Origin of the sequence: Serratia sp. YC16, from assembly GCF_009707615.1 — a bacterium.
GTDB classification, from domain to species: domain Bacteria; phylum Pseudomonadota; class Gammaproteobacteria; order Enterobacterales; family Enterobacteriaceae; genus Serratia; species Serratia surfactantfaciens.
This window is the reverse complement of sequence record NZ_WLYN01000001.1, coordinates 428,917-453,415: the sequence shown is the minus strand read 5'-3', so window position 1 is coordinate 453,415 and position 24,499 is coordinate 428,917. Positions and strand designations below refer to the sequence as shown.

Here is a 24,499-nt window from a genome sequence, read left to right as displayed (position 1 = left end):
TTTTGTCCGCAGAAGCTGCTAATCTTGTTTGAGCTAGTACAAAAGGATTTATGTATGACTTCATTGTATGCAAAAGGCGGCGGCGCTGTCCAGATTGCCGAGCAGATCGCCGCACGCATCAAAGACGGCGTCTTGCGGCCGGGCGAGCTGTTGCCGCCGGTTCGCCAGCTGGCGGCGGAGCTGGAGGTCAATCCGAATACCGTCGCCAGCGCCTACGCCAGATTGCGCGACGCCGGTCTGGTGGCGACGCGCGGCCGGGCGGGGACGCTGGTGCTGGAGCCGCCGCTGGCGGCGGTGAGTTCGGCCTATACGCCACGTCAGGTGCCGGCGGGCATGTGCGATCTGGCCAGCGGCAACCTGGACGCCGCGCTGTTGCCGGCGCTGGCGCTGGGCGCGGCGGAGGTGTTCCCGCAGCAAAACGGCTATGACATCAGCGGTGATCTGCCGGTATTGACCGGTCTGGGGCGCGAATGGCTGAGCCGTCAGGGCGTCGAGCTGGGGGAGCCGGCGGTGTTTTCCGGCGCGCTGGACGCGATGGAAAAGGCGCTGCGCTGTCATGTCCAACCGGGAGCGGCGGTGTGGGTAGAAGATCCCTGCTGGCCGCCGCTATTGACGCTGCTGCGTCACCTGCGCCTGCGGCCGCTGCCGTTGGCGGTGGACGATCAGGGCTGTCGGCTGCCGGAAAGCGGCACCGCGGGCGCGGTGATCCTGACGCCGCGCGCCCACAATCCGACCGGCGCTTCGCTCTCGGCGCAGCGCGCCCAGCAGTGGCGGCGTTTTCTGAGCGACAACCCGCAGTGTTTGGCGATCGTCGACGATTTCTGGGGGCCGCTGTCGCACCAGCCGCTGCATCTGCCGTTCGACGACGATCGCGGTCTGTACGTGCTGTCGCTCAGCAAGTTTCTCAGCCCGGATCTGCGCATGGCGTTGGCCTGCGGCAACCCGACGTTGCTGCAGGCAATGCGCGCCGATCAGTACATCAGCGAACGCTGGGTTAGCCATATCTTGCAGCAGATTGCCGCCAGACTGTGGGGACAGGCGCTGCAGGAAGGGCAATTGCGGCGGGCGCAGCAGGCATATCAGGCCAGGCGGGATGAACTGGTCCGGCGGCTCAACGCGTTGAATCACACGGCGCTGGCGGTGGGCGAAGGGCTGCATCTGTGGTTGCCGGTGCGGTCGGAAACCGCCGCCGCGCAGCTGATGGCGCAGCGGGGGTGGCTGGTGCAGGGTGGGGAACCTTTCCGCCTGAAGAGCGATCCTGCGCTCCGCGTCAGTCTGGCCAATGTCACGCCGGCGCAGCTGGCGCCGCTGGCGCAGGATCTGTCCGAAGCCATGCGGGCGGGGGCGGCGATCAACTAGGCCGGCGTCAGGCTCTCTTCCGCCAACAGCTGCAGGGAGGCTAATCGAGCGGCCGGCTCGCCGATCGGCGTGTCGATGATGAACTCCTCCACGCCGTAGCGCTGCTGCAGCTGGGCCAGTTGCTGATGGACCTGCTGCGCCGTGCCGAGCAGGATATGGCTTTCTCGCGGCTCGATGCGGTAGTCGGCGGCGCCGGCCTGCTGCACGAAACTCTCCGCCTGCGCCAGGCTGCCGACGGTCACGCTCTGCTCACCGGTAACGTGGACGCGGTATTGTTGAATATCCGCCGCCAGCGCCGCGGCCTGTTCCGCACTGTGCGCCACGATCGCCGCCACGGCGAGCAACGCCTTGCGGCCGCCGCTCAGGGCGGTGTAATGTGTCAGCGCTTCGCGGATGTCCTGCGGATTGCCGTTTAGATGCGCGGCGAACACGAAAGCCCAGCCGGCTTCAGCCGCCAGCGTTGCGCTCTCTTTGCTGGCGCCGAGCAGAAAGCGCTGGGCGGCATGCGGCGGCAACGGCGTGGCGCTCAGCCCCGGTTCCGCGTCGTCGTTCAGGTAGGCGGTCAGCTGCGACAGCTGCTGCGGGAAGGCCGGTTTGTTTTGCCGGTCATGGGCGGCCTGCAGCGCCTGAGTGGCGAGCGGCAGCCCGCCGGGCGCTTTGCCCACCCCGAGATCGACGCGCCCCGGCGCCAGCGCCGCCAGCAGATTGAAATTTTCGGCCACCTTGTAAGCGCTGTAGTGCTGCAGCATCACGCCGCCGGAACCGATGCGGATGCGCGACGTCTGGCCGAGCAGGTAGCCGATCAGCACTTCCGGCGACGGGCAGGCGAGCTGCGGCGTGTTGTGGTGCTCCGCCAGCCAGAAGCGGCGATATCCCCAGCGTTCCGCCTGCTGCGCCAGATGCAGCGTGCGCGCCAGCGCCTGCGCGGCGCTTTCCCCGTCGGCGATCGGACTCTTTTCCAATATGCTCAAGGCATAAGCCATTTTCCCGCTCCTTTCCTCATCAGATATGCCTGACAAATACCATGCGGACGACGCGGGGCTTAATACTGATTGGCGATAGGATATTCCATTGATCCAAAACGAATTTGGATATGCGCAAAGCGGTAAAGCGCCATGGTGTTATCTCTCCAGCCAGGCCTTCAGGCGAATGGCGTCGCTGTAATGGCCGTAAGGCGAGCGTGCGCCGAGCAGGATCATCACAATCGGCTGCCCCTTGATGGTGGTGCGCATCACCAGACAGTGGCCCGCCTCGTTGGTAAACCCGGTTTTCTGCAGCTGAATCTTCCAGGCGGCGTTGTTGATCAGACCGTTGGAACTGCGATAGACCAGCTGGCCGCGGCCGGGAAAGACGACGCGCTGCCTGTCGGTGCTGAAACGGCGGATGGTCTGATAGCGATAGGCGTGGTTGACCATCTGCAGCAGATCGCGGGCGGTCGCGACATTGCGCGGCGTCAGCCCGGTCGGGTCGTAGAAGCGGGCGCGCTTCATGCCGATAGCGCGCGCTTTCTGGTTCATTTTCGCTACAAAGGCTCTGCGACCGCCGGGATAGTTGCGGCTCAGCGCCGCAGCGGCGCGGTTTTCCGAAGACATCAGGGCGATGTGCAGCATGTCGCGGCGGCTGAGCACCGAGCCGATGGTCAACCGCGAATGGGTTTTTTTCAGCAGATCGCGATCGGCAGGGGTGACTCTCATCCTGTTGCCCAGCGGGCGCTTGCTGTCCAGGGTGACCATCGCGGTCATCAGTTTAGTGAGCGAAGCAATGGGGAGGACGCGGTTAGGCTGTTTCTGATACAGCGTTTTCCCGGTGCGCTGATTGACGACCAGCACCGATTTGGCATGCAGCGCCAGCGGCGCGGCGGCGTGCGCGCTGGTCAGAACGGACAGCAGGCTGAACAGGACAGCGGCGCCGAAGCGCCGGGCGGGAAAGCGGAGAGAAAGGTTAAATAAGAGCATAACGGCGGCAATAATGACCCTAAGTGATTAAAAAATATCACAAGAGTCTGACCGGCAAATGTGAAGAAAATAGGGCGGTACTTATACAAACCGTCAACGAAAACTATAACAGCCCGCGTTGCTGCAGGGTAAAACGGGTGGCCTCATTCAGATCGTACTCCCCCAGGCGTTCGCGCGGCACCCAGGCGTAGTCGTCGAACTCATCGTTAATCGTCACTTCGCGGTTGGCGGCCTGGCAGTCGAAGACCAGGTAAATCATATAGATCTGTTCCTGGCTGCCGTCAGCGTAGGTTTTGATGCGCACGTCGTCGCGGAAGGTCCAGGGCGTGATGCGCTCGAGGATCAGCGCGGTGCCCAGCTCTTCGCTCACTTCGCGCCGCAGCGCCTGTTCTATCTGCTCACCTGGTTCGACGCCGCCGCCGGACAGCGCCCATTGGCCGGGAAATACGCCTTTGTGGGCGGCCATTTTACACAGCAGGAAGGCGTTATCGTTTTCAATCAGCGGGCAGACAATGATGCGTTGGCGCATGGAAGACTCCTGTCAAAAATCAAAAGGCGCAGGGTAGCAGGTTTGGCGGCGCAGGATAGAGGGGCCGATCGCGTTCTGCGCAACAGCAAAAATTTTTTGTTCCCTCGCGTTTAACGCCTTGATAAGGGAGTAATCTATCGGACTGGTTAATGGACTTAAAAGGGAACTTTATGAATTACCAAGTGGTGCCGTTTTGGTTTTACTCCGGCAAGGCTCTGCTGGCGGTGCTGGCCGCGATCGGATTGGGCGTGTGCGGCGTCAGTGCGGCGTTCTTCTATTGCCTGCTGCTCGCACTCGTCTGGCCGGTGGCCGTTTCGATGCGGTTACACCAGCTGGCGGAAAAGGGCGTGGCGATGAATCCCCGGCGGGCTTCGCAATGGATGGTCTATGTGCAAGGCATTCCGGTACAGGAAACCCGCCAGGTGTTAACCAACCCCTGTTTTGCGCTGGAAAACCGGATGCGGACCTTCTTTCTGTGCGCTTTCACCGCTAAAACCTTACTGCAGATGGCGCTGTTGCTGTTGTTGATCGCGCAGCTGGCGGCAACGGTTAATCTGTGGATCGCCTTGGCTGGCGTATTGTTCGGCGCCTGGCTGGTGTATAACACCGTCGACAGCATCCAGGCGCTGCGCAGCCTGGCCCGGCGCCAGTGGGTAAGCGAGCAGTGGGTGAGCGACAGCGGCTCTATCTGGCATCGGGCGGCGCTTATCGGCCGTAAAGGGCCGGCGGCGGCGCTGGAACGTCTGTTGGCGTGGTGAGAATGTGAGGGCGCAGGAGCAAGCGGGCGGGCTTGCTTTTGCGTTTTGTTCCTCAACCGGGCGTCAATCGATAGTGTTATTGAGTATCATTTGCAATCACTTCTGGTCAGGATGAAGAAGAAATTTTCACCTGTCACGGAGATGATAAAAAATGCCTAATGGAATAAAACCCTTTGTATTGATGATGCTTCTGTTGTTGTCGGCCTGCCATAGTGCGCCGGTCAGAGAGCCACCTCAAGACGCCGTAGCGACAACCCCTGTCGATCCGACCAAATCGCTATTCCCGCTGGGTAACTACTCGCAATCTGTCGATAAATGGATCCCCTATGGCCCGCAACGGCAGGTGCCCGTGATGGATGCCGCCGCGCAGCAGCGCCATTTCTCCGCCCTCAAATCCCACTATTTTGGCATGGGGCCGAATGATCAATCCCCCTGGAATCCGCATTACATCGCTTCCGTCCTGAACCGTGAAGCGCAAAGCCGCCGTGATGCCGCAATGGATAAATACCTGGGAAGTGAAAGTGTCTCCTGGGGGGAAAACTTCAGGACTCACACTGACCGCTGGAAACAGCAAGTCAGAGATAACGCGTCGGCCGACATGGATAAGGAGTTCCATCCTGCGGGCAGGGGCATTGCAGTCCGGGAAACGCTGGTCAGGATCCTGCCGACGGCCGATCCGGCTTATGACGATCCTCGCCTGGCTGGACAGGGTTATCCGTTTGATAATTTGCAGGATTCATCTATCCGTCCCGGTACGCCGGTATACGTTATTACGCAAAGCCGCGATAAACGCTGGAACTACGTCGCGTCGCCTACGGTGATCGGATGGGTGCATAGCGAAGACATCGCGGCGGTGGATCGGCAGTTTGTCACCGAATGGCTGGCGCTGGCGGAGAAAAATCTGGGGGCATTCATTAAACAGCCGGTCTCGGTGCAAGCCGGCGGCCAATTTTATTTTACGGCGCGCCACGGCACGATGTTGCCATTTTACCGGCATCGTCAGGGACATTTTGTCGTCGCCGTGCCGGTTCGCCGAGCGGATGGCCACGCACAGATGCGCCGGGTCGTTTTGCCGGCAGGGGAGTTTGCCGCCATGCCGTGGGAAATGACGCCTGAGCATCTTGCCACCCTGATGCAGTCGATGAACGGCAGGCCCTATGGTTGGGGGAACTCTAACTTCAATAATGACTGCTCCGCCGAACTGCGCAGCCTGTTGATGCCTTTTGGGATATTTCTTCCCAGAAATTCCGCCGCGCAGATACAGGCGGCAAACCGGGTGGTTGATCTTGCTCAAGCGAACACCCGTGACCGGTTGCGCTATCTCAAAGAGCACGGTAAGCCATTCATCACGCTGGTGTACATCCCTGGCCATATCATGCTGTATATTGGCAATGCGCTGGTTGACGGCCAGCTTGTGCCGATGACATACCAGAATATCTGGGGCTTGCGCCCGGCGGATTCAAAAAGCCGCAGCATTATCGGCGGCGCCGTATTTTTCCCGCTTCTGACTCGCTACCCGGAGGCGCCTGAATTGACCTCGCTGGCGGGTAAGGCGCAGTTCAAGCTGGGGTTTATTGAATAGCGCATGCTTTATCTGAAAAGCGACCGCGAATGCGGCCGCTTTTCAGGCGATGACGGGTCGGGTTTGCTAATGACCTAATCTGTCCGTGATGATTTTATAATGTTCATCCGTCAGGTTAGCGTAATTCCAAATAAATAATCCGCCAAGGTTAAAGTCCAGTATCTGATCGATGAAATAATGTAAATTCCAGTCGGTCAATCCTTTGGTCGTCAGGGCCAGAATGCACTTTTTATTCTCGGCGCCGTTTGCCAATGATTGCCTTAATGCCGGGATTACATTCGCGAGAATATCGTCATTGCTCCACATCGCCGCGGCATAACAGTAATGGATAAAGCGATCGCATTGGTCTGACCGAATGATTTTTTTGACTTTCTCGTTGAGCTTTTTGCCGCTTTCCGTATTGGGGTGGTTGTAAGAATAACCGGCAATAAAACCGAAGCTGGCCTCTTTTCGAGCCTCTTTTAGCCGTTTCATGGCTTCGATGACCCGCTCGGTGTTCATATTGCATTCGTCATCAAAATCGACGCCATCCCAGCCCCGGTCTACCGTGGCCGCGACGATCCGCAACACGTCATCCTCATTTGCCGGCTTTTGCTGCGGGGAGCATCCGCCGCCGCCATAAACCCAGAGCGTCTTTCCTTTGAAACCGGGAAGAGTATCGGGTTTATTTTGCTTTTCCGGGCTCCAGCCTGGATGAGCGGCTGTGCCTGTGGTCAATCCATCAAGGTTGGTCACCATGCCATACATCATGACATCGAACGCTTTGCGGGGCTGGCCAGTCAGAGACTGGCTCCATCCTCCGATAATAAACTTGTTCATTGTCGCTATCTCCTTATTGTTCGTGTTCCTTAAATGAATGTGTCTTGCATGATGGAGGGTATCAGTCGCTATATTCATTTCGCCATTGTGCCGGCGCTGAACGGGCCAGAAGTGAAAACTATTTTGAATGTAAATGACGTTTTTATGACGAAAATATTAATCATCAGGAACATTGAAAATCATTAACGTTGGCAGATAAAGATTGCTATAACAGCGGGTGACGTTTTGGGTTAACGGCAATAGGCAGGAAAGGGCGTGATGGCGCAAAGGTTAACGGAAAAGATGCACAAGCTGGATTTCGATGATGAAGTGACCGGGTTGATCTACGGCCACCTATTTCGCTCCGGCAAACCGCCGGCGCGTCTTAACTCGCAGCAGGTTTGTCAGGCCTATCAGACATTGCCGCCCGGCGACGGTTTTGTTTGGCTGCACCTGAATCTCAATCACGCGGCGGCGGAGAAGTGGCTGAAAAACCATTTCGCCATTTCCGATTTTTTCTTTCACGAAATTCGCCACGGATCCCACACCACACGCATTGAACGCCAGGGGGACGATCTGTTCGCCGTGCTCAACGACGTGATCTTTCACCCCGAGGACAGCAACCCGGAAACGGCGACGCTGTGGCTGTATTGCTGCCGCGGGCTGGTGGTGACCGTGCGTCACAAACCGGTGCGGCTGATCGAAAGGCTGCTTGGCCGCCTGACGACGCTGCAGCTGGCGTCGTCAACCGAACTGCTGGCGCATCTGCTGGAAGAGCAGGAGGAGGTGTTGGAGCAGGTGGTGCGGCAGGCCAACCAGTATGTCGATACCATCGAGGATCGTTTGCTGACTCACCGCGTCAAGCGCAACCGCACCGAGCTGGGGCGCATGCGCCGCATGCTGTTGCGCTTTCAGCGCCTGTTGGCGCCGGAGCCGGCTGCGTTGTTTCGCCTCTTGAACCGGCCACCGACTTGGCTGAGCCGTGAGGTGGTGCAGGATCTGCGGCAGTTCACCGAAGAGTTCACCGTGGTGTTGAACGATCTCGCCAGTTTGACCGAACGCATCCGGCTGCTGCAGGAAGAGCTGGGCGCCAAGCTGATGGAGCAGAATAACCGCACGCTCTATACCCTGACGGTGATCACCGTGCTGGCGCTGCCGATCAATATTGTCGCCGGTTTCTTCGGCATGAACGTCGGGGGGATCCCGCTGGCCAGCAATCACCACGGGTTTATCCTACTGGTGTTGCTGGTCGGCAGTTTCACGCTGATCGCCGGCTATCTGGCGTTCAGGCGCAGGGACGAGAGCTAATTACAGGCGGGCGCGGTACTCTTCTTCCAGCCGGGCATGGGTGCTCCAGAATGGTTGCGGCGCGCGATCGTGCAGGCGATCCAGCAGGATATCCAGATGGGTATGCCAGCCGCCGGCGACGCTGAGCATTTCGTCGCGGTTAGCCAACCGCCGGTGGGTCACCGTCAGCAGCACTGCGTTTCCTTGCTCCGTCAGTTCAAAGGTCACTTCGGAAGGACGCCCTTGATCCTGTTCCGCCCAGGTAAAGCTTAACAGGCGCGGCGGGAACAGGCAGGTGATGTGGCCGCGGTTGCTGACGCAGCCGCCGTGCTGTTTGTACTTGGCCGGCGGTTGTTCGTGCTCGCCCGCCAGATCGGAGTTGCGAAACTCCAGCTCCAGCGGCGCGCCGTTTTCCAACTTCATGGCACCGGCCGCCAGCCAGGTGGCGCGCTTGTCGGATTCGGTCAGGTAGGCCCACACCCGTTCGATGGGGCCGGGCAGCAGCCGCTGGATGCGCAGCGTGCCGGGTTCGATAATCATGCCGTAATCATTCATGGTTCACTCCTTGGGAGGAAGCTGTTCGGGCTGCTGCAGCGCTTGTTCGAGCGCATCCAGCCGTTCAGTCCAGAAATGTTCATAGGTTTGCAGCCATTGCATGGCCTGCGCCATAGGCTCGGGTTCGAGCCGGCAGATATGGTTTCTTCCCTGCACGGTGCGTTGCACCAGGCCCGCATGTTCCAGTGCTTTCACGTGCTTGGAGGCGCCGGCGAACGACATCTGCAACGGCGCGGCCAGTTCGCCGATGCTGCGCTCGCCGCCGGCCAGCGCGCGCAACATCGAGCGGCGGGTCGGATCGGCCAGCGCATGAAAAATGGCGTCCAGCTGAGAGGAAGATAATTCAACCATATGGTTGAATATAGAACAGGCAGGCTAATATTCAACCGTTTTGTTGAATATTTTTTGCCCCGGCGAAAAGCCGGGGCGAGGATCAGGCGCCGGCGTGCGCCAGCAGCGCGTTCAGCAAGACGTCGGCACCGGCGGCAGCCCAGGCGGGGGTGATGTCTTCCCGTTCGTTGTGGCTGATGCCGTCCACGCAGGGGATGAAAATCATGGCGGTCGGGGCGACGCGGTTAAGGTAACAGGCATCGTGGCCGGCGCCGGAAATCATGTCGCGATGGCGATAGCCCAACGCTTGCGCGGCGTGGCGTACGCTGTCGATGCAGCCCCGATCGAAAGCGATCGGAGGATACTGAAAGATGCGTTCGGCGCGAACGGTCAGGCCGCCGCCGTTGACGTGGTTTACCGCTGCCAGCAGGCGCTGCTCCATCTGCTCCAGGGTTGCTTCCTCTGGATGACGGAATTCGACGCTGAAAAAGACCCGGCCCGGCACCACGTTGCGTGAATTGGGGGTGATTTGCGCCATGCCCACCGTGGCGCGCGCGTCGGGCGCGAAATCCCAGCCGATACCGTTGACCGCCGTCACCAGCTCGGTGAAGCCCAGCAGGGCGTCGCGGCGGCGATCCATCGGCGTGGTGCCGGCATGGGCGCTGAAGCCGACGACTTCCAGCTCATACCAGCGCTGCCCTTGTGCGGCGGTCACGACGCCGATGTCGAGGTGCTCGGCTTCCAGAATCGGCCCCTGTTCGATGTGCAGCTCGAAGGCGGCGTGGATCGGTATGCCGCCCACCGGATGCTCACCGGCGTAGCCGATGCGTTCCAGCGCCTCGCCGAGGCTGACGCCATGCTCGTCGCGGCGCGACAGGCCGAACTCGAGATCGAATACCCCGGCGAACACCCCGGAGGCGATCATCGCCGGCGCGAAGCGCGCGCCTTCTTCGTTGGTCCAGTTGATCACTTCAATTGCGCGTTCGGTGACGATCTGCCGATCGTTAAGGCTGCGAATAACCTCCAACCCGGCCAGCACGCCGTAGATGCCGTCGAAACGACCACCGCGGGGCTGCGAGTCGCCGTGAGAACCGGTGACCACCGGTGCCAGCTCGGGCCGCGAGCCTTCGCGGCGCAGGAACATGTTGCCCATCCGATCGACGCGCACGCTGCAACCGGCCTCCAGCGCCCAGAGACGCAGCTGGTCGCGCGCCCGTCGGTCCTCTTCGCTGAGCGCCAGCCGGGTGACGCCGTTGTCGGCGATGGCGCCGAACTGTGCCATCGCGTGCAGGCTTTGCCACAGGCGCTCGCCGTTGACCCGATACGTCATTGTTCTTCTCCCGGCGTTTTGGCGGTGTAGCGGAAATCGCAGCAGGGAGCGCCGGACATGATGGTTTGACTGCGCTGCAGCTCGACTTCCGGGGCATAGCCGACGATAAACTGGCTGTCGCGCGCGCAGGAGAGCAGGTGGCCGATTTCCCCCAGCCCCATCTCGTGATACATCTCGGCGTAGCGGCAGCGGGTGACGTTATAGTCGAAGTGCTGTTCGTCCTGGTTGATCACATCGACGCGCAGCGCATCGTCTTTTTCCCACAGGTACTGCAAGGCGGCGAAGCTGCGCAGATCCGCGCCGTTCGGCTCCTGAGCGGCGAACTGCTTGCCCGCCGCGATGGCGGCATTCTCGATGGCTTCGCCGATCACCGCCTGAGCGCGCGCCTTGCCGATTTCACGCACCAGGATCTGGTAGATCGGTTTGATGATCTCCGCTTCGATTTTTCTGCGGGCCAAAATGCCCAATTCGTTGTTTGCACAGCTCATCGCCTTGCTCCTCTTGATTTATTGTGGTTTGGCGCCGCCCAACACGGTTTGCGGCTGCCATTTGCCGTCCACTACCCGGTACAGGGTGAAGCTCGGCTGTTGCAGGTTGCCCTGCGCATCGAAGGCAATGGCGCCGGTCACGCCCTGGTAATGTATGGCGCGCAGTTTCGGCAGGTAATCGGCCGGATTGGCCGAGCCGGCCTGTTCGATGGCGGCGATCAGCACCCGGGTGGCGTCGTAGGCGAAGGGCGCATGCAGTTCGATGTGGGTGTGGTAACGATCGCGGTAGGCTTGTTCAAACGCCTTGCCGCCCGGCATCTGTTCCAGCGGCAGCCCCGGCTCCAGCGCCACCACGCCTTCGCCTTCCCGCTGCGCTAGCGTCAGGAAGGTCTGGCTGACAAAGCCGCCGGCGCCCATCAGTTGCGCGTTCATGCCCAGCTGTTTCAGTTTGCGCGCCAGCGGCGCCGCCTGAGAGTCCACGCCGCCGAAGAAGATCAGATCGGCGTTTTTGCTGCGCACGGTGGTCAGCACGGCGCTGAAATCGACGGTCTTGTCGTCGACGTACTCGCGGGTGACCGGCTGCACGCCCTGGGCCTGCAGCGATTTGATGAACTCGTCCGCCAGGCCTTGGCCAAAGGCGGTGCGATCGTCGATCACCGCGATGCGCTGGGCTTTTAGCGTTTTCACCGCATACTGCCCGGCATAGTTGCCGCCGTCGTCGTCGTGGCCCATCACGCGAAAGCTGGTGTCAAAGCCTTGCTGCGTGTAGCCGTGGCCGGTGGCGACCGGTGCCACCTGGGCGATGCCGGCGTCGTGGTAGATGCGCGCCGCCGGAATGCTGGTGCCGGTGTTCCAGTGGCCGACCACGCCGGCCACGCCCTCGTCGACCAAACGCTGCGCCACGGCCACGGCGGTGCGCGGATCGGACTGATCGTCCTCGGACAGCAATTTGAAGGTGACCGATTTGCCGTTCAGCGTCGGTTTTTGCGCGTTGGCGTCGGCGATCGCCAGCCGCGCGCCGTTTTCGAGATCTTTGCCGATGCGGGCGGAAGGGCCGGTCAGCGGCCCGGCCAGGCCGATCAGCACGGTGTCGTCCGCCAGCGCCGGGAGGCTCAGGATCATCGTCACGGCGGCCAGCGCCAACGGCTTGATGCGAAAGTTCTGCTGCATGTCATACTCCTGGTGCGGTTAAAGGTAACAACGGTTATTCACCCAAATAGATCTGTTTGATTTTTTCATCGTCCAGCATCGCGGCGGAGCGGCCGCTGTGGCTCAGGCTGCCGCTGTCCAACACATAGGCGCGATCGGTAGACTCCAGCGCCAGGCGGGCATTTTGCTCGACCAGCAATAGCGTGACGCCGTCACGGGCCAACCGTTTGATGACCGAAAAAATGGCCTCCACCACAATCGGCGCCAGCCCCATCGACGGTTCGTCCAATATCAACAGGCGCGGGCGGCTGAGCAGCGCGCGGCCCATCGCCACCATCTGCTGCTCGCCGCCCGAAAGCAGCCCGGCCGGTTGATGCAGGCGCTCGTTCAGGCGCGGGAAGGTGGCGCATACCCGTTCGAAATCGTGCCGCACCGCCGGTTTGTCACGGCGCGCATAGGCGCCCAGCTGCAGGTTTTCTCGCACCGTCAGTCGGGTGAAAATGCCGCGACCTTCCGGCACCATCACCAGCCCCTGTTGCAGCAAACGGTGCGGCGGCACGCCGCGAATTGAACGGCCGTCGAACAGGATGTCGCCCTCGAACGGCTGCAGCCCGGTCAGCGCCCGCAGGCTGGAGGTCTTGCCCGCGCCGTTGGCGCCGATCAGCGTGACCTGTTCGCCGGCGTTGACCGTAAAATCGATGCCTTTGACCGCATGAATGCCACCGTAAGACACTTTGAGTCGTTTAACGCTCAGCAGGGCTTCAGACATGCGCGCCGCCTCCCAGATAGGCCTGAATGACCGCCGGTTCACGCCGCACCTGCGCCGGCTCGCCTTCGGCAATCGCTTTGCCGTAATCCAGCACCGTCAGGCGATCGCACAGGCCCATCACCAGCTTGACGTCGTGTTCGATCAACAGCAGCGTTTTGCCGCTGTCGCGAATGCGCAGCAGCAGCTCGCGCAGCGCCACTTTTTCTCCGGCGTTCATGCCGGCCGCCGGTTCGTCCAGCGCCAGCAGCCGGGGCTCGGTCGCCAGCGCGCGGGCGATCTCCAGACGGCGCTGGTGGCCGTAGGCGAGATCCCCGGCGCGGTAATGGGCGAATTGGCCGATGCCGACATACTCCAGCAGCGCATGGGACTTGTCGCGCACCGCCTGTTCTTCCTCCCTGGCGCGGCGGTGGCGGGCGATTGCCGCCCACAGGCCGTTGCGGGTGCGTACGTGGCAGCCGACCATTACGTTTTCCAGCACGCTCATTTCGTTGAACAGCCGCAGGTTCTGGAAGGTGCGGGCGATGCCGGCCTGCGCCACTTTATCGATCGCCTGGGGCCTGTAGCGCTGGCCCGACAGGCGAAATTCGCCCTCGTCGGCACGGTACAGGCCGGTGATAAGATTGAAGCAGGTGGTTTTACCGGCGCCGTTCGGCCCGATCAGGCCGTAGATCTCTCCCTGGCGGATGCTCATGCTGACGTCATCCACCGCCGTCAGGCCGCCGAAGCGTTTGCTGACGTGGTGTAAAGCGAGCAAAGGCGTCATGTGGCGTTTCCTCTTAGGTGGCGGGCCGGCCACAGGCCCGCCGGGCGATACAGCATCACCAGGATCAGCGCCAGGCCGTAAAACAGTTGGCGGATAATTTCCGGGTCGATCAGCACCTGACCGAACAGCGCCTGCTGCAGCGGCCCCATGCTGCTGCGCAGCAGCTCCGGCAGGGCGGCCAGCAGCAGCGCGCCCAGGATCACGCCGGGGATGTGTCCCATGCCGCCGAGCACCACCATCGCCAGCACGGCGATCGACTCTTGCAGGGTGAACGATTCCGGCGACACGAAGCCCTGAAACGCGGCGAACAGCGCGCCGGCCACGCCGCCGAAGGTGGCGCCGATGGCGAAGGCCAGCAGCTTGAAGTTGCGGGTGTTGATGCCCATCGCCCGCGCGGCGTCCTCGTCTTCGCGGATCGCCGTCCACGCGCGGCCAATGCGCGAGTTTTGCAACCGCAGGCTGATAAACAGGATCGCCAGCAGCAGCGCGGCGAACAGGTAGTAATAGAGGTACAGGCCGGAGAAACGCACGCCGAACCACTCATGCATGCCGGAAAACTTCAGGCCGAACAGGCTGACCGGGTCGATGCCGGAAATGCCTTTGGGGCCGTTGGTGAGGTTGACCGGTCGGTCGAGATTGCGCATCAAAATACGCACGATCTCGCCGAAACCGAGCGTGACGATCGCCAGATAGTCGCCGCGCAGCCGCAGCGTCGGCGCGCCGAGCAGAATGCCGCACGCCGCCGCCAGCAGCGCCGCCAGCGGGATCAGCCACAGCATCGACAGGTGCAGTCCGCCGGGGAACCACTGCAGCAGCAGCGGGAACTGCTGCGTCAGATGCGGTGACGACAGCAGCGCGGCCAGATAGGCGCCAACGGCGTAAAAAGCGATAAAGCCCATGTCCAGCAATCCGGTCATGCCCACCACGATGTTCAGCCCGAGCGCCAGCATCAGGTACAGCAGTGCGAAGTCGATGACGCGCACCCAGTAGTTGCCGCCGGCGGCGCCCGCTACCCAGGGTGCCAGCAGCAGGGCGAGAATGAACAGCGTGAGCCCCAGCCTGGCGCGCCGAGGCGTGGCCAGGGGAAGCGTGGAAGTTAAAACGGTCATCGTGATGTCCTTATGCGCGCGTGGCGATGCGTTCGCCCAACAGCCCGGAGGGGCGGAAGACCAGCACGGCGATCAGCACCAGAAACGCAAACACGTCCTGGTAGTTGCTGCCGAAGACGCCGCCGGTCAGCTCGCCGAGATAGCCGGTGCCCAGCGATTCGAACAGCCCCAGCAGCAAACCGCCGAGCATCGCGCCGCGCAGGTTGCCGATGCCGCCGAGCACGGCGGCGGTAAAGGCTTTGATGCCGGGCAAAAAGCCCATCGAGAAACCGGCGTTGCCGTAGTTGCTGGCCATCATGATGCCGGCTACCGCCGCCAGCGCGCCGCCGAGCGCAAAGGTCAGAACGATGATGCGGTCAGGACTGATGCCCATCAGGCCGGCGACCTGCGGGTTTTCCGCCGTGGCGCGCATGGCGCGGCCGAAACGGCTGTGTTCGACCAGCAGCCAGAGGCCGGCCATGACCGCCACGGCCACCGCCAGCGTGACGATCGCGGTGCCGGTGATCACCGCCGGCGCATGTTCGGCGCTGCCTGCGGTCAGGGCGATGGGCGTCATCGGCAACAGCTGCGGAAACATCAGGGGATTGCGTGACCAGATCAGCATCGCCAGGGTTTGCAGCAGCAGCGAGACGCCGATGCCGCTGATCAGCGGGGCCAGGCGCGGTGCAGTGCGCAACCGGCGATAGGCCAGACGTTCGATCGCCATCGAGGTAATGGCGCAGACGGACATGGCGAACAGGGCCGCCAGCAGCAGCGTGGCGTAGGGCGGTAACGCGGGGAAATGATGCTGCAGCACGCCGATCGCCGACAGCGCGCTGAGCGCGCCGATCATCAGCACGTCGCCGTGCGCGAAGTTGATGATGCGCAGGATGCCGTACACCATGGTGTAGCCGAGCGCGATCAGCGCATAGATGCTGCCGAGCATCAAACCGTTGACGGTCTGCTGTACCAGCGTATCCATAGGGAGAGTCCGGAGATAATGAGTCAGGAGGCTCACAGTAGAGAATTTAAAAAAATTGTAAAATACGGAAAAATACTTTCTTATACAAAAAACGAGTGATTTTAATGCGTTGATTTTTATTTATATTAAATAAACCCTTCTTCCGAATTTTCCATAAAACAATCGATATATGAAAAAAACAGAACAGTACGATGAGCCGTTGCCGATGCTGCCGAACGATCCGCCGCTGCGCGCCGTGCGGGCGTTCGAGGCCATCGCGCGCCTGGGCAGCATCAGCGCGGCGGCGAAGGAGCTGATGATTTCGCCCTCGGCGGTCAGCCATCAGCTGAAAACGCTGGAGGCATTCTTGCAGATGCCGTTGACCGAACGGCAGGGGCGCCATCTGGTGCTGCGCGGCGAGGGGCGGGAATATTACCGCTCGATCCGCTCGGCGTTTAACGTGCTGCGCCAGGCGACCGAACACGTGCGCGAGCAGTCCGCATCGCGGCAGGTCACCATCAGCCTGATCCCGCTGTTCGGCATGGGCTGGTTCATTCCGCGGCTGCGCGGCTTTCTGCGGGAAAATCCGGATATCGACATCAATGTGGTTTACGCCAACCACCGCAATTACCTGAGCGACGCCGCCGATCTGTCGATCCGCTTCGGGGTTGGGCAGTGGACCGGCTATCGCAGCGAAAAGCTGATGTCCGGCCAAATGGTGCCGGTGTGCAGCCGGGCATTCAGTAAACTGCACGGTTTGCTCGATACGCCGGATCAGCTGGCGACGCTGCCGCTGCTGCACGACGAGGAACGCAATACCTGGATGCAATGGTTTCAGCAGTCCGGCGTTAAACGCCCGCTGCGCAGCATAGGGCCGATGTTCGAAGACGGATTGCTGACGCTGGCGGCGGTGCAGGCGGGATTGGGGTGTGCATTGATGCGCGAGCCGTTAATTGCCCAGTATCTTGACAGCGGCGAGTTGATCAAAATGTTCGATCTGCCGATCGACGACGGCCGTGATTATTACCTGTGTGCTCGCCTGGATAGCGAACTGTCGCAGGAAGGCGAAAACCTGCGGCAGTGGCTGCGCCGCGAAGCCGAAGAGCGCCGGCTCGCTTAAAACTCGACGTCCTCCAGGCTGAAGAACGCCGTTTGATCGTTGTAGGAGAAGATCTCGCCGTAGCGGCCCCAGTTGATGACCGTATCCAGCGTCTCTTTGGCGGCGCTGTCCGACAGCGAGTCCTCCAGTTCCTGCTCGAAGCGCACGCGCGGCGCGCGATGACCCGGCCGTTCGTCCAACACGTTTTTGATCAGCGCGGCCAGCGGTACATAGCGCAGCAGATGCTCCGCGAACAGCACTTTGCGCGCCTGGACGTCGCCATCGGCGAAAGCGCGCGCCGGCGGCGTCAGGAAGATATCGCCCTCACGCACGTCGGCGAAACCCAGCGACTGCAGCACTTCGGCGATGGGGAACAGTTCATCCACCTCCAGATGCAGCGAAAGGGCGATCTCCGGCATGTCGGCGCGGCCGAAATAGGGCGCGGCGGCCAGCGTTTCGATCAGGCCGGCGATCAGGTTGGTGGAGACGTGCGGCAGCCATGTGCCGAGCTTCAACCCTTTTTTGACGTTGCCGTCATGTGGGCGGGCGGTCATCTTGGCGTACACATCGTCCACCAGACGGCGGAATTGCGGATCCAACCGGTTGCGCGGGTGACTGAACGGCACCTTGATTTCGGCGATCACCCGGCCGGGGTTGGACGAGAGCAACAGGATGCGATCGCACATGAAAACCGCCTCCTCGATATTGTGCGTGACGATCAGCACCGATTTGATCGGCATCCGTCCCTCGGTCCACAGGTCCAGCAGGTCGGTACGCAGCGTTTCGGCGGTCAATACGTCCAGCGCCGAGAACGGCTCATCCATCAGCAGCAGCGTCGGGTCCACCACCAACGCGCGCGCAAAGCCCACGCGTTGCCGCATGCCGCCGGAGAGTTCGCGCGGGTAGGCGTTTTCGAAGCCGTCCAGGCCGATCAGGTCGATGGCCGCCAGCGCCCGCTCGCGCCGTTCGGCAAGGGCGACGCCCAGCGCCTCCAGCCCGGCCTCGACGTTTTGCAGCACCGTAAGCCAGGGGAACAGCGCAAAGGTTTGAAATACCATGGCGACGCCTTGGGCGGGGCCGTTCAACGGCCGCCCCAAATAGTTCACCGCACCGGCGGTGGGGGTAACCAGGCCGGCGATGATGCGCAGCAGCGTCGATTTGCCTGAACCTGATCGGCCCAGCAGCCCGACGATCTCGCCCGCCCGCAGCGACAAATTGACGCCGTCGAGGATCAGCAGCTCGCCGTGCGCCTTGTCATAACCATGGCTGACCGCGTTGACCGCTAAAATTTCCTCGCCGGGCGTGCGGGCCGTCTGCGTTGGGTGAAGTTCTGACATCTGAACGGCTCCTTAATCGATGCGGAAGCGGGATTCTGCATAGGCGTAAAGCGGGCGCCACAGCAAGCGGTTGAACAGCGTGACGAACAACGACATCACGGCGATGCCTAAAATAATCTTGGGGAAATCGCCGGCGGTGGTGGTTTCGGCGATGTAAGCGCCCAGCCCGTGTGCTTTCACCTGGGTGCTGCCCCATTGAACGAGCTCGGCCACGATGCTGGCGTTCCAGGCGCCGCCTGAGGCGGTGATGGCGCCGGTGACGTAATAGGGGAAAATACCTGGCAGCATCACCTGGCGCCACCATTGCCAACCGCGAATATGGAAGTTGGCGGCGGCTTCGCGATAGTCGTTGGGCAGTGCGCTGGCGCCCGCCACCACGTTGAACAGGATGTACCACTGGGTGCCGAGCACGATCAGCGGCGACAGCCAGATATCGGGATTCAGTTGGAAATGTACGATGGTGATGACGAATACCGGGAACAGCAGGTTGGCCGGAAACGCAGCCAGAAACTGGGCTATCGGCTGGATTTTCCCGGCCAACGCCGGGCGCAGGCCGATCAGCACGCCGAGCGGCACCCAGATCAGCGATGACAGGGCGATCAGCACGGTCACGCGCAGCAGCGTGATCAACCCCAGCACCATCACCTGGCCCACGTCATTGAGCGTCACGCCGGTCTGCACATACAGAATGACGCGCCAGGCCACAGCAAGCGTCGCCAGGATCACGACGGCGCTCCAGCAGCGGTCGATAACGCGCGAGCGCCGTTGGCGTTTGACGGGGTCGGTGCGGCGCGGCGAGCGGGCGGGCAGGCTCAGTTTCAGGCGCGCGGTTTTAGCCAGCAACGCGCCCAGGGGCGTCAGCAGCAGATGGATCAGGCGCGTGCGGCGCATCAGATTCAACAGCCAGGAGGTCGGGGCGCTCGCCGAGCGGGTCGTTTCCATGCGGAATTTATCCGCCCATGCCACCAATGGCCGGAACAGCAGCTGGTCGTAGGCCAGGATCACCCCCGTCATGGTGAACAACACCCAGCCGATGGCGTGCAGATCCTTGCTGAGGATCGCCTGCGCGAGATAGGCGCCGATACCCGGCAATGTAAAGGTGTTGTTGCCGACGGTGATCGCTTCCGACGCCACGATAAAGAACCAGCCGCCGGACATCGACATCATCATGTTCCAGATAAGGCCCGGCATGGCGAACGGCGCGTCCAGCTTCCAGAAGCGTTGCCACGGGCTGAGATGGAAACCGCGCGCCACTTCTTGCAAATCGCGCGGCACGGTCCGCAGCGACTGATAGAAGCTGAAGGTCATGTTCCACGCCTGGCTGGTGAAGATGGCGAACATTGCCGCCAGCTCGACCCCCAGCACCCGGCCAGGGAACAGGGCGATGAAGAAGGTCACGGTGAAGGAGATGTAACCGAGCACCGGCACCGACTGCAGAATATCGAGGATCGGCACCAGCACTTTCTCGGCGCGCCGGCTCTTGGCCGCCAGGGTGCCGTAGACCAGCGAGAACGCCAACGCAGCCACCATCGCCACCAGCATGCGCAGCGTGGTGCGCAGGGCGTATTCCGGCAGGTTGGCGGGATCGAGCGATACCGCCTGCGTTTTCAGCGTCGCGAGCGGTTGCAGGGTTTGGTGCAGGCCGATAGCCATCATGGCGATCAGGCCGATGATCAGCGGAAAGGCGATGACGTCCCAGCCGTTGGGCAGCAGGCGCCGGGCGGAAACATGAGTGTTGAGCCGGACGTTCATTTCACTTCTCCCACGGCGCGCGCAAACAAGAAAGTGACAATCGCATAAGCACTATAGACCATCCTGCGGCGGCGTTTCTCAACCGTTGCTCACCGGCGGCGGTTTCTGCGCCGCAAACGCGCGATACTGTAACCCGTGAAGATGACGGTTAGGTTATGCTTATCCTGCCGGACGAGTGGCACGCCGGTAATAAAGTGACAATAATTTTAACTCTCGGCGCAACGCTAAGGAGCGAGCAGATGTCTGTCGGCAATGATACGGAAGGGGCGAACAAAAGCGGTCTGGCGCCGCTGGCGTTGGGCGCATTGGGCGTGGTGTTCGGCGATATCGGCACCAGCCCGCTGTACACCCTGAAAACCGTGCTGTTTCTCTCCGGCGATGCGCCTTCGGCGCCGGTGATCCTCGGCCTGCTGTCGCTGATTTTCTGGACTCTGGTGATCGTCACCTCGCTCAAATACGCCATGTTCGCCATGCGCATTGGCAACCGCGGTGAGGGCGGCATCATGGCGCTGATGTCGCTGCTGGTCAGCAAGCAGAAGTCCCGGCCGCTGGTGTTGTTCGCCGGCCTGTTCGGCGCGGCGCTGATTTACGGCGACGGCGCCATCACGCCGGCCATCTCGGTGCTCTCCGCCCTCGAGGGGCTGAACATCGTGCTGCCGGCGTCGCAGCCCTATATTCTGCCAGCGGCGGTGGTGATTTTACTCAGCCTGTTCGCCATTCAGCCGCTGGGCACCGCGCGCATCGGCCGCGTGTTCGGGCCGATCATGGCGCTGTGGTTCCTGTCGATCGCGGCGCTGGGCGTGTGGGGCATTGTTCAACACCCGGCGGTACTGTTGGCGCTGAATCCGCTGTACGGCATTCATTTTTTGTTCTCCAACGGGCTGACCAGTTTCCTGGTGCTGGGCGGCGTGTTTCTGTGCGTCACCGGTGCCGAGGCGTTGTACGCCGACATGGGGCATTTCGGCAAACGGCCGATTTGGCTGGCCTGGTTCGGCATCGTTTTTCCCAGTCTGTTGCTCAACTACGCCGGGCAGGCCGCGCTGATCCTGAGCGGCGCCGACGTCACGCAAAACATCTTCTTCCGTTTATGCCCGCCGGCGCTGCTGATCCCGCTGGTGATCCTGGCCACCCTGGCGACGATCATCGCCAGCCAGGCGATCATCAGCGGCGCATTTTCCATGACCCGACAGGCGATCCAACTGGGTTGGTTGCCGCGGCTGCGGGTTAAGCAAACTACCGAGGAGAGCTACGGGCAAATCTACATCGGCGCCATCAACTGGCTGCTGATGGTGGTGACGCTGTTCCTGACGGTGTTCTTCAAATCGTCGGACAATCTGGCCGCCGCCTACGGCATCGCCGTCTCGCTGACCATGATCATGACCACCGGCTTGCTGTTCGTCGCCATGCGCGAGGTGTGGCGCTGGGGGCTGCTCTCCAGCCTGTTGGTCGCGGGGTGTTTCTTCGTGGTCGATCTGAGTTTCCTGACGGCCAACCTGACCAAGGTGCTGCAGGGCGGTTATATCCCACTGCTGTTGGCGGCCGCGGTCTATACCGTGATGCTGATCTGGCATCGCGGGGTGTTGGCGGCCGCGCGCACTCTGGGCGAAACGATGGTACCGATAGAGGATTTCCTGGCGAAAATCCGCCGTGAATCCGTACCGCGCGTGCCGGGTACAGCGGTATTCCTGACCCGCAGCCTGCAGGGCACGCCGCCGGTAATGAAATGGCAGGTCAAGCGCAACGGTTCGCTGCACGCCAACGTGCTGGCGCTGACCATCGCCATCGTCAACGAGCCGCGGGTAGCGAATGCCGAACGCCTGGTGATGCGTGAGCTGGCACCGGGCTTTTGGTGCGGCGTGGCCAGCTATGGCTTTATGGAGCGGCCGAACATTCCGCAACTCTTGCAGCACGTCGAGGCGCAGAAATGCGGCCTGAACTTCGACGAAGCGACCTACTATCTCGGCCATGAAACCGTGGTGCGCCGCGAGGCGGATGACCGGCTACCGTCCTGGCAGCGCAATCTGTTCGCGCTGATGGTGCGCAACGGCATGCACGTCACGGACTATTACTACCTGCCCAGCGATCAGGTGGTGGAGATCAGCCGCCGGGTGCCGGTGTAGGGCGCGAAAAGGCATCGCTGCAATTGCGGCGTGCATCACACAACGCGGATTGCATTTCATTTCTGGCCGCCATAACCTGACAACAAACGGATTGTTACTGACCCGATCAGGCAAAACCTAACGGCTCCCCGGCATCGAATAGAACGGGAGGGCGGTTAGGTTTTTTTTTTGGAAAAAGGAGCAGGGAATGAAACTTGTCGTTGCTAATGATTATCAGGAAATGAGTGAGCTTGCCGCCGGCCTGCTGTTGAGTTATATGATGCGTCCGCAGCGCGTCAATCTGGCTATCACCGCCGGTTCGACGCCCAAACGGATGTATGAGCTGTTGGCCCCGCGCGTCAAGGGCCACGCGGAGTTCGCCAATGCGCATTACTATAATTTCGATGAAATTCCTTACGCCGGTCGGTCGGGCTACGGCGTCACCATGGAGAATCTCCATCGCCTGTTCTTCGGCCCGGCGGCGATCCCCGAGCGGCAACTGCACGTCTTGAATTCGGACAACTACCTCCAGCACGATCGACGTATCGCCGAGGATGGCGGGCTGGACGCGATCGTGATGGGCGTCGGCGCAGACGGCCACTACTGCGGCAATTTGCCGGGCACCACCGCCTTTGAAGACGGCGCCTGCCGGGTGCCGGTTTCCGCCAGGCCGGACCTGGCCGAAATCTTGCTGAAAGAAGTCGGCGGCCGCGCTGAATGGTTGCCCGATCATTACGTGACCCTGGGGCCGGCGAGCGTGATGGCCGCGAAAAAGCTGGTGCTGCTCGTCAACGGTTCACACAAAGCGGGCATCTTGCGGCGCATTATCTGCGGGCCGGTGGAGGCCGAGGTGCCTGCCAGCGTTTTGATGTTGCATCCGGACCTGCTGATTATCGCCGATCGTGAAGCGGCGACGCTGCTGCCGTAAGCGTCCGTCTGGCGCGTTTCGCCTCAGAACCAACGGTCATAACCTGCAACCAAAGCGTCTTTCCCTGCGGGGCGGGATCGGGCTAGAGTGCGTTTTTTCATGCACCCGGAGGATTCCGATGCTGTTCGATTTAAATCTGCAGGCCGCCGAACTGCCCGAGGCCTGGCGCTCAAGCGTGTTGGGCCGCGTCGGTGCGGCCAATATCAAAGTGCTGCGTATGGACGCGCGCAGCATTGAGGATGAAGTGCATGATTACAGCGAAGGATTGCTGGTGATCAGCGGCCACCTGCGGCTGCAGGTGGCGGGGGAAGAGGTGGTGGTGCGGGCCGGCCAGCTGTATCAGGCCGCGGCCGGCGTGCCGCACCGCGTGTTGCCGGGCAGCGCAGGCACGCTGGTGATTGTCGACCTGCCGGAGGATTAAGCGCCGTGTTTGGACTGGGGTTGCGCCAGAAATCTGACGACGCCCTGAAGAAAACGTTGTCTGCCGGCGTTATCTCTATCGAGATGGACAAAATGTGTCGCCTCAGGAATGACCAGCTTTTCGGCTAAAGGGGCATCTTTCATGATGGCGTCCATATCTTCAGGCCGGCTCCAAAAATCACGTTCTGAGCGAATAACCAACACGGGAACGGTGGTTAAGGCGGTTGCCGACCACTGTTTTTTGCCCATCGCCAGCTCAAAGCTGTCTGCCATGGCGCCTGTCGGCGCCCTGAAACTGTGTGGCGTTCTGCGCTGCGAGGTGTTATCCGATGCCAGTGCGGCATCGCCGTAAGCGCGTTTCACTGTTTCATCACGCCACTGTGTTTTATCCGCCACGGGTATGCTGCTATCCCAGGCGACAAACAGACTGTCCCGCGTGCTCAGGTTCCAGCCACCAAATTTGGCTGCGTTGAAATGTCCCGGATTTTGAGGATCATCCAGCGGCGATCCCTGGCCCAGCAGCGGATGGTGGGTGGCTCCGCCATAAAGCGTGTTATAGAGCACCAGTCGTTCCACATTCTGTGGGTATTGGGCCGCATAAGCGCCCGCCCAGTGTCCTCCCGTCGCCCATCCCAGGAGGTTAACGCGAGGGGCGCCGCTCCACGCCTGAATAGCCTGCACGGCGTGAGCGATATCGGTCACGGCATCCGCAGTGCGGATTAACGGCGCCGATTGGTCTGGAGGGCTATTCATCGCGGCCGGGCGGCTGGATAGTCCATACCCCCGCAGATCGAGGATGTACACACGAAAGCCTGCTAATGCCAGATCTGCTGCCAGAGAGCCGCCTTTGACAGGCAAATCAAAAGAGGCGAGGCCGGGAACCCGCGCGCCATGAATCAGCAGCACAGGCGGTTGCGGTATCTTGCCTTCAGATTTCAGGCGGACTTCCCTGACATGGAGTTGCCCTCCGTCCGCAAGCACAATGTACCTGTCTGTTCGCTTTATCGGCGCGGAGATTTCATTTTCTTTCGATACAGCCAGTGTGGGTGATGCCGACATCACAAGGAGGGTCAGCAACATATTTAGGCTTCGGTAAGTCAGTGACAACGATCTGAGTATGCTCATTGTTATTTCTGCTCCGCGAATATATACAGAAAGCATCT

At 61.4% G+C, this 24,499-nt stretch carries 24 protein-coding genes; 8 read left to right on the top strand and 16 right to left on the bottom strand.

The window, feature by feature from the left end; genetic code table 11:
• The first annotated feature begins 54 nt into the window (after positions 1–54).
• Positions 55–1,359, top strand: coding sequence for an aminotransferase class I/II-fold pyridoxal phosphate-dependent enzyme (locus GKN89_RS02110; RefSeq protein WP_154746258.1), 1,305 nt, complete (start codon positions 55–57; stop codon positions 1,357–1,359).
• On the opposite strand, the gene GKN89_RS02105 is transcribed toward GKN89_RS02110, so the two are convergent.
• The 3 genes from GKN89_RS02105 to nudI form a co-directional block, all read right to left on the bottom strand.
• The gene (locus GKN89_RS02105) at positions 1,356–2,342 is read right to left on the bottom strand and encodes an MsnO8 family LLM class oxidoreductase (RefSeq protein ID WP_154746257.1); all 987 of its coding nucleotides are present in this window, start codon (positions 2,340–2,342) and stop codon (positions 1,356–1,358) included. The two genes, GKN89_RS02110 and GKN89_RS02105, sit on opposite strands and share 4 nt — an antisense overlap.
• A gap of 138 nt (positions 2,343–2,480) precedes the next feature.
• Positions 2,481–3,314, bottom strand: a complete 834-nt coding sequence (gene pbpG / locus GKN89_RS02100; RefSeq protein WP_154746256.1) for a D-alanyl-D-alanine endopeptidase — start codon at positions 3,312–3,314, stop codon at positions 2,481–2,483.
• 103 nt (positions 3,315–3,417) lie between these two features.
• Complete coding sequence (gene nudI, locus GKN89_RS02095; RefSeq protein WP_154746255.1) at positions 3,418–3,843, bottom strand: nucleoside triphosphatase NudI; 426 nt, start codon at positions 3,841–3,843, stop codon at positions 3,418–3,420.
• 170 nt (positions 3,844–4,013) lie between these two features.
• Here nudI and GKN89_RS02090 point away from each other — a divergent pair, with 170 nt between their 5' ends.
• Entirely contained in the window at positions 4,014–4,601 is a 588-nt protein-coding gene (locus GKN89_RS02090) for a hypothetical protein (protein ID WP_046898269.1), read from the top strand.
• A gap of 151 nt (positions 4,602–4,752) precedes the next feature.
• Entirely contained in the window at positions 4,753–6,183 is a 1,431-nt protein-coding gene (locus GKN89_RS02085; RefSeq protein WP_154746254.1) for an SH3 domain-containing C40 family peptidase, read from the top strand.
• A 66-nt stretch (positions 6,184–6,249) separates the two neighbouring features.
• On the opposite strand, the gene GKN89_RS02080 is transcribed toward GKN89_RS02085, so the two are convergent.
• The gene (locus GKN89_RS02080) at positions 6,250–7,002 is read right to left on the bottom strand and encodes a hypothetical protein (RefSeq protein ID WP_154746253.1); all 753 of its coding nucleotides are present in this window, start codon (positions 7,000–7,002) and stop codon (positions 6,250–6,252) included.
• Between the two features lie 258 nt (positions 7,003–7,260).
• Between GKN89_RS02080 and GKN89_RS02075 the strand changes: the two genes are divergently transcribed.
• Positions 7,261–8,289 (top strand): transporter, encoded by a 1,029-nt coding sequence (locus tag GKN89_RS02075; protein ID WP_025159767.1) that lies wholly within the window; start codon positions 7,261–7,263, stop codon positions 8,287–8,289.
• Here the strand turns inward: GKN89_RS02075 and GKN89_RS02070 are convergent, their stop codons facing one another.
• From GKN89_RS02070 to GKN89_RS02030, 9 genes are all read right to left on the bottom strand, one after another.
• Complete coding sequence (locus GKN89_RS02070) at positions 8,290–8,823, bottom strand: SRPBCC family protein (protein ID WP_016927616.1); 534 nt, start codon at positions 8,821–8,823, stop codon at positions 8,290–8,292.
• A gap of 3 nt (positions 8,824–8,826) precedes the next feature.
• Complete coding sequence (locus GKN89_RS02065) at positions 8,827–9,174, bottom strand: helix-turn-helix transcriptional regulator (protein ID WP_019455447.1); 348 nt, start codon at positions 9,172–9,174, stop codon at positions 8,827–8,829.
• Positions 9,175–9,256: 82 nt separating this feature from the next.
• Positions 9,257–10,483, bottom strand: a complete 1,227-nt coding sequence (locus tag GKN89_RS02060) for a Zn-dependent hydrolase (RefSeq protein WP_154746252.1) — start codon at positions 10,481–10,483, stop codon at positions 9,257–9,259.
• Entirely contained in the window at positions 10,480–10,971 is a 492-nt protein-coding gene (locus tag GKN89_RS02055; protein WP_154746251.1) for an L-2-amino-thiazoline-4-carboxylic acid hydrolase, read from the bottom strand. The genes GKN89_RS02060 and GKN89_RS02055 overlap by 4 nt, the downstream gene beginning before the upstream one ends.
• A gap of 18 nt (positions 10,972–10,989) precedes the next feature.
• Positions 10,990–12,093, bottom strand: coding sequence for a branched-chain amino acid ABC transporter substrate-binding protein (locus GKN89_RS02050; protein WP_370520170.1), 1,104 nt, complete (start codon positions 12,091–12,093; stop codon positions 10,990–10,992).
• 82 nt (positions 12,094–12,175) lie between these two features.
• A complete protein-coding gene (locus GKN89_RS02045) occupies positions 12,176–12,889 on the bottom strand; it encodes an ABC transporter ATP-binding protein (protein WP_154746249.1) in 714 nt (237 codons plus the stop codon).
• Positions 12,882–13,652: an ABC transporter ATP-binding protein gene (locus GKN89_RS02040; protein WP_154746248.1), complete on the bottom strand. Its 771-nt coding sequence runs from the start codon at positions 13,650–13,652 to the stop codon at positions 12,882–12,884. Before GKN89_RS02040 ends, GKN89_RS02045 begins: the two co-directional genes overlap by 8 nt.
• Positions 13,649–14,761, bottom strand: a complete 1,113-nt coding sequence (locus GKN89_RS02035; RefSeq protein WP_154746247.1) for an ABC transporter ATP-binding protein — start codon at positions 14,759–14,761, stop codon at positions 13,649–13,651. Before GKN89_RS02035 ends, GKN89_RS02040 begins: the two co-directional genes overlap by 4 nt.
• Before the next feature lie 10 nt (positions 14,762–14,771).
• Positions 14,772–15,722 carry a branched-chain amino acid ABC transporter permease gene (locus GKN89_RS02030; protein ID WP_154746246.1) on the bottom strand — a complete coding sequence of 317 codons (951 nt, stop codon included), beginning with the start codon at positions 15,720–15,722 and terminating at the stop codon, positions 14,772–14,774.
• A 169-nt stretch (positions 15,723–15,891) separates the two neighbouring features.
• Here GKN89_RS02030 and GKN89_RS02025 point away from each other — a divergent pair, with 169 nt between their 5' ends.
• Positions 15,892–16,821: a LysR substrate-binding domain-containing protein gene (locus GKN89_RS02025; protein WP_154746245.1), complete on the top strand. Its 930-nt coding sequence runs from the start codon at positions 15,892–15,894 to the stop codon at positions 16,819–16,821.
• On the opposite strand, the gene GKN89_RS02020 is transcribed toward GKN89_RS02025, so the two are convergent.
• Both GKN89_RS02020 and GKN89_RS02015 read right to left on the bottom strand, forming a co-directional pair.
• Complete coding sequence (locus GKN89_RS02020; protein WP_154746244.1) at positions 16,818–18,137, bottom strand: AAA-associated domain-containing protein; 1,320 nt, start codon at positions 18,135–18,137, stop codon at positions 16,818–16,820. The genes GKN89_RS02025 and GKN89_RS02020 overlap by 4 nt on opposite strands.
• Before the next feature lie 12 nt (positions 18,138–18,149).
• Positions 18,150–19,889: an ABC transporter permease subunit gene (locus GKN89_RS02015; RefSeq protein ID WP_019455445.1), complete on the bottom strand. Its 1,740-nt coding sequence runs from the start codon at positions 19,887–19,889 to the stop codon at positions 18,150–18,152.
• Between the two features lie 239 nt (positions 19,890–20,128).
• On the opposite strand from GKN89_RS02015, the gene GKN89_RS02010 reads away from it, so the two are divergent.
• The 3 genes from GKN89_RS02010 to GKN89_RS02000 all read left to right on the top strand — a co-directional run bounded on the left by GKN89_RS02010 (position 20,129) and on the right by GKN89_RS02000 (position 23,337).
• Positions 20,129–22,009 carry a potassium transporter Kup gene (locus GKN89_RS02010; protein WP_074054151.1) on the top strand — a complete coding sequence of 627 codons (1,881 nt, stop codon included), beginning with the start codon at positions 20,129–20,131 and terminating at the stop codon, positions 22,007–22,009.
• 187 nt (positions 22,010–22,196) lie between these two features.
• Positions 22,197–22,916 (top strand): glucosamine-6-phosphate deaminase, encoded by a 720-nt coding sequence (locus GKN89_RS02005; protein ID WP_019455443.1) that lies wholly within the window; start codon positions 22,197–22,199, stop codon positions 22,914–22,916.
• A gap of 118 nt (positions 22,917–23,034) precedes the next feature.
• Positions 23,035–23,337, top strand: a complete 303-nt coding sequence (locus tag GKN89_RS02000) for a cupin domain-containing protein (RefSeq protein WP_019455442.1) — start codon at positions 23,035–23,037, stop codon at positions 23,335–23,337.
• Here GKN89_RS02000 and GKN89_RS01995 read toward each other — a convergent pair.
• Positions 23,334–24,416, bottom strand: a complete 1,083-nt coding sequence (locus GKN89_RS01995) for an alpha/beta fold hydrolase (protein WP_154746243.1) — start codon at positions 24,414–24,416, stop codon at positions 23,334–23,336. The two genes, GKN89_RS02000 and GKN89_RS01995, sit on opposite strands and share 4 nt — an antisense overlap.
• Positions 24,417–24,499: the final 83 nt, after the last annotated feature.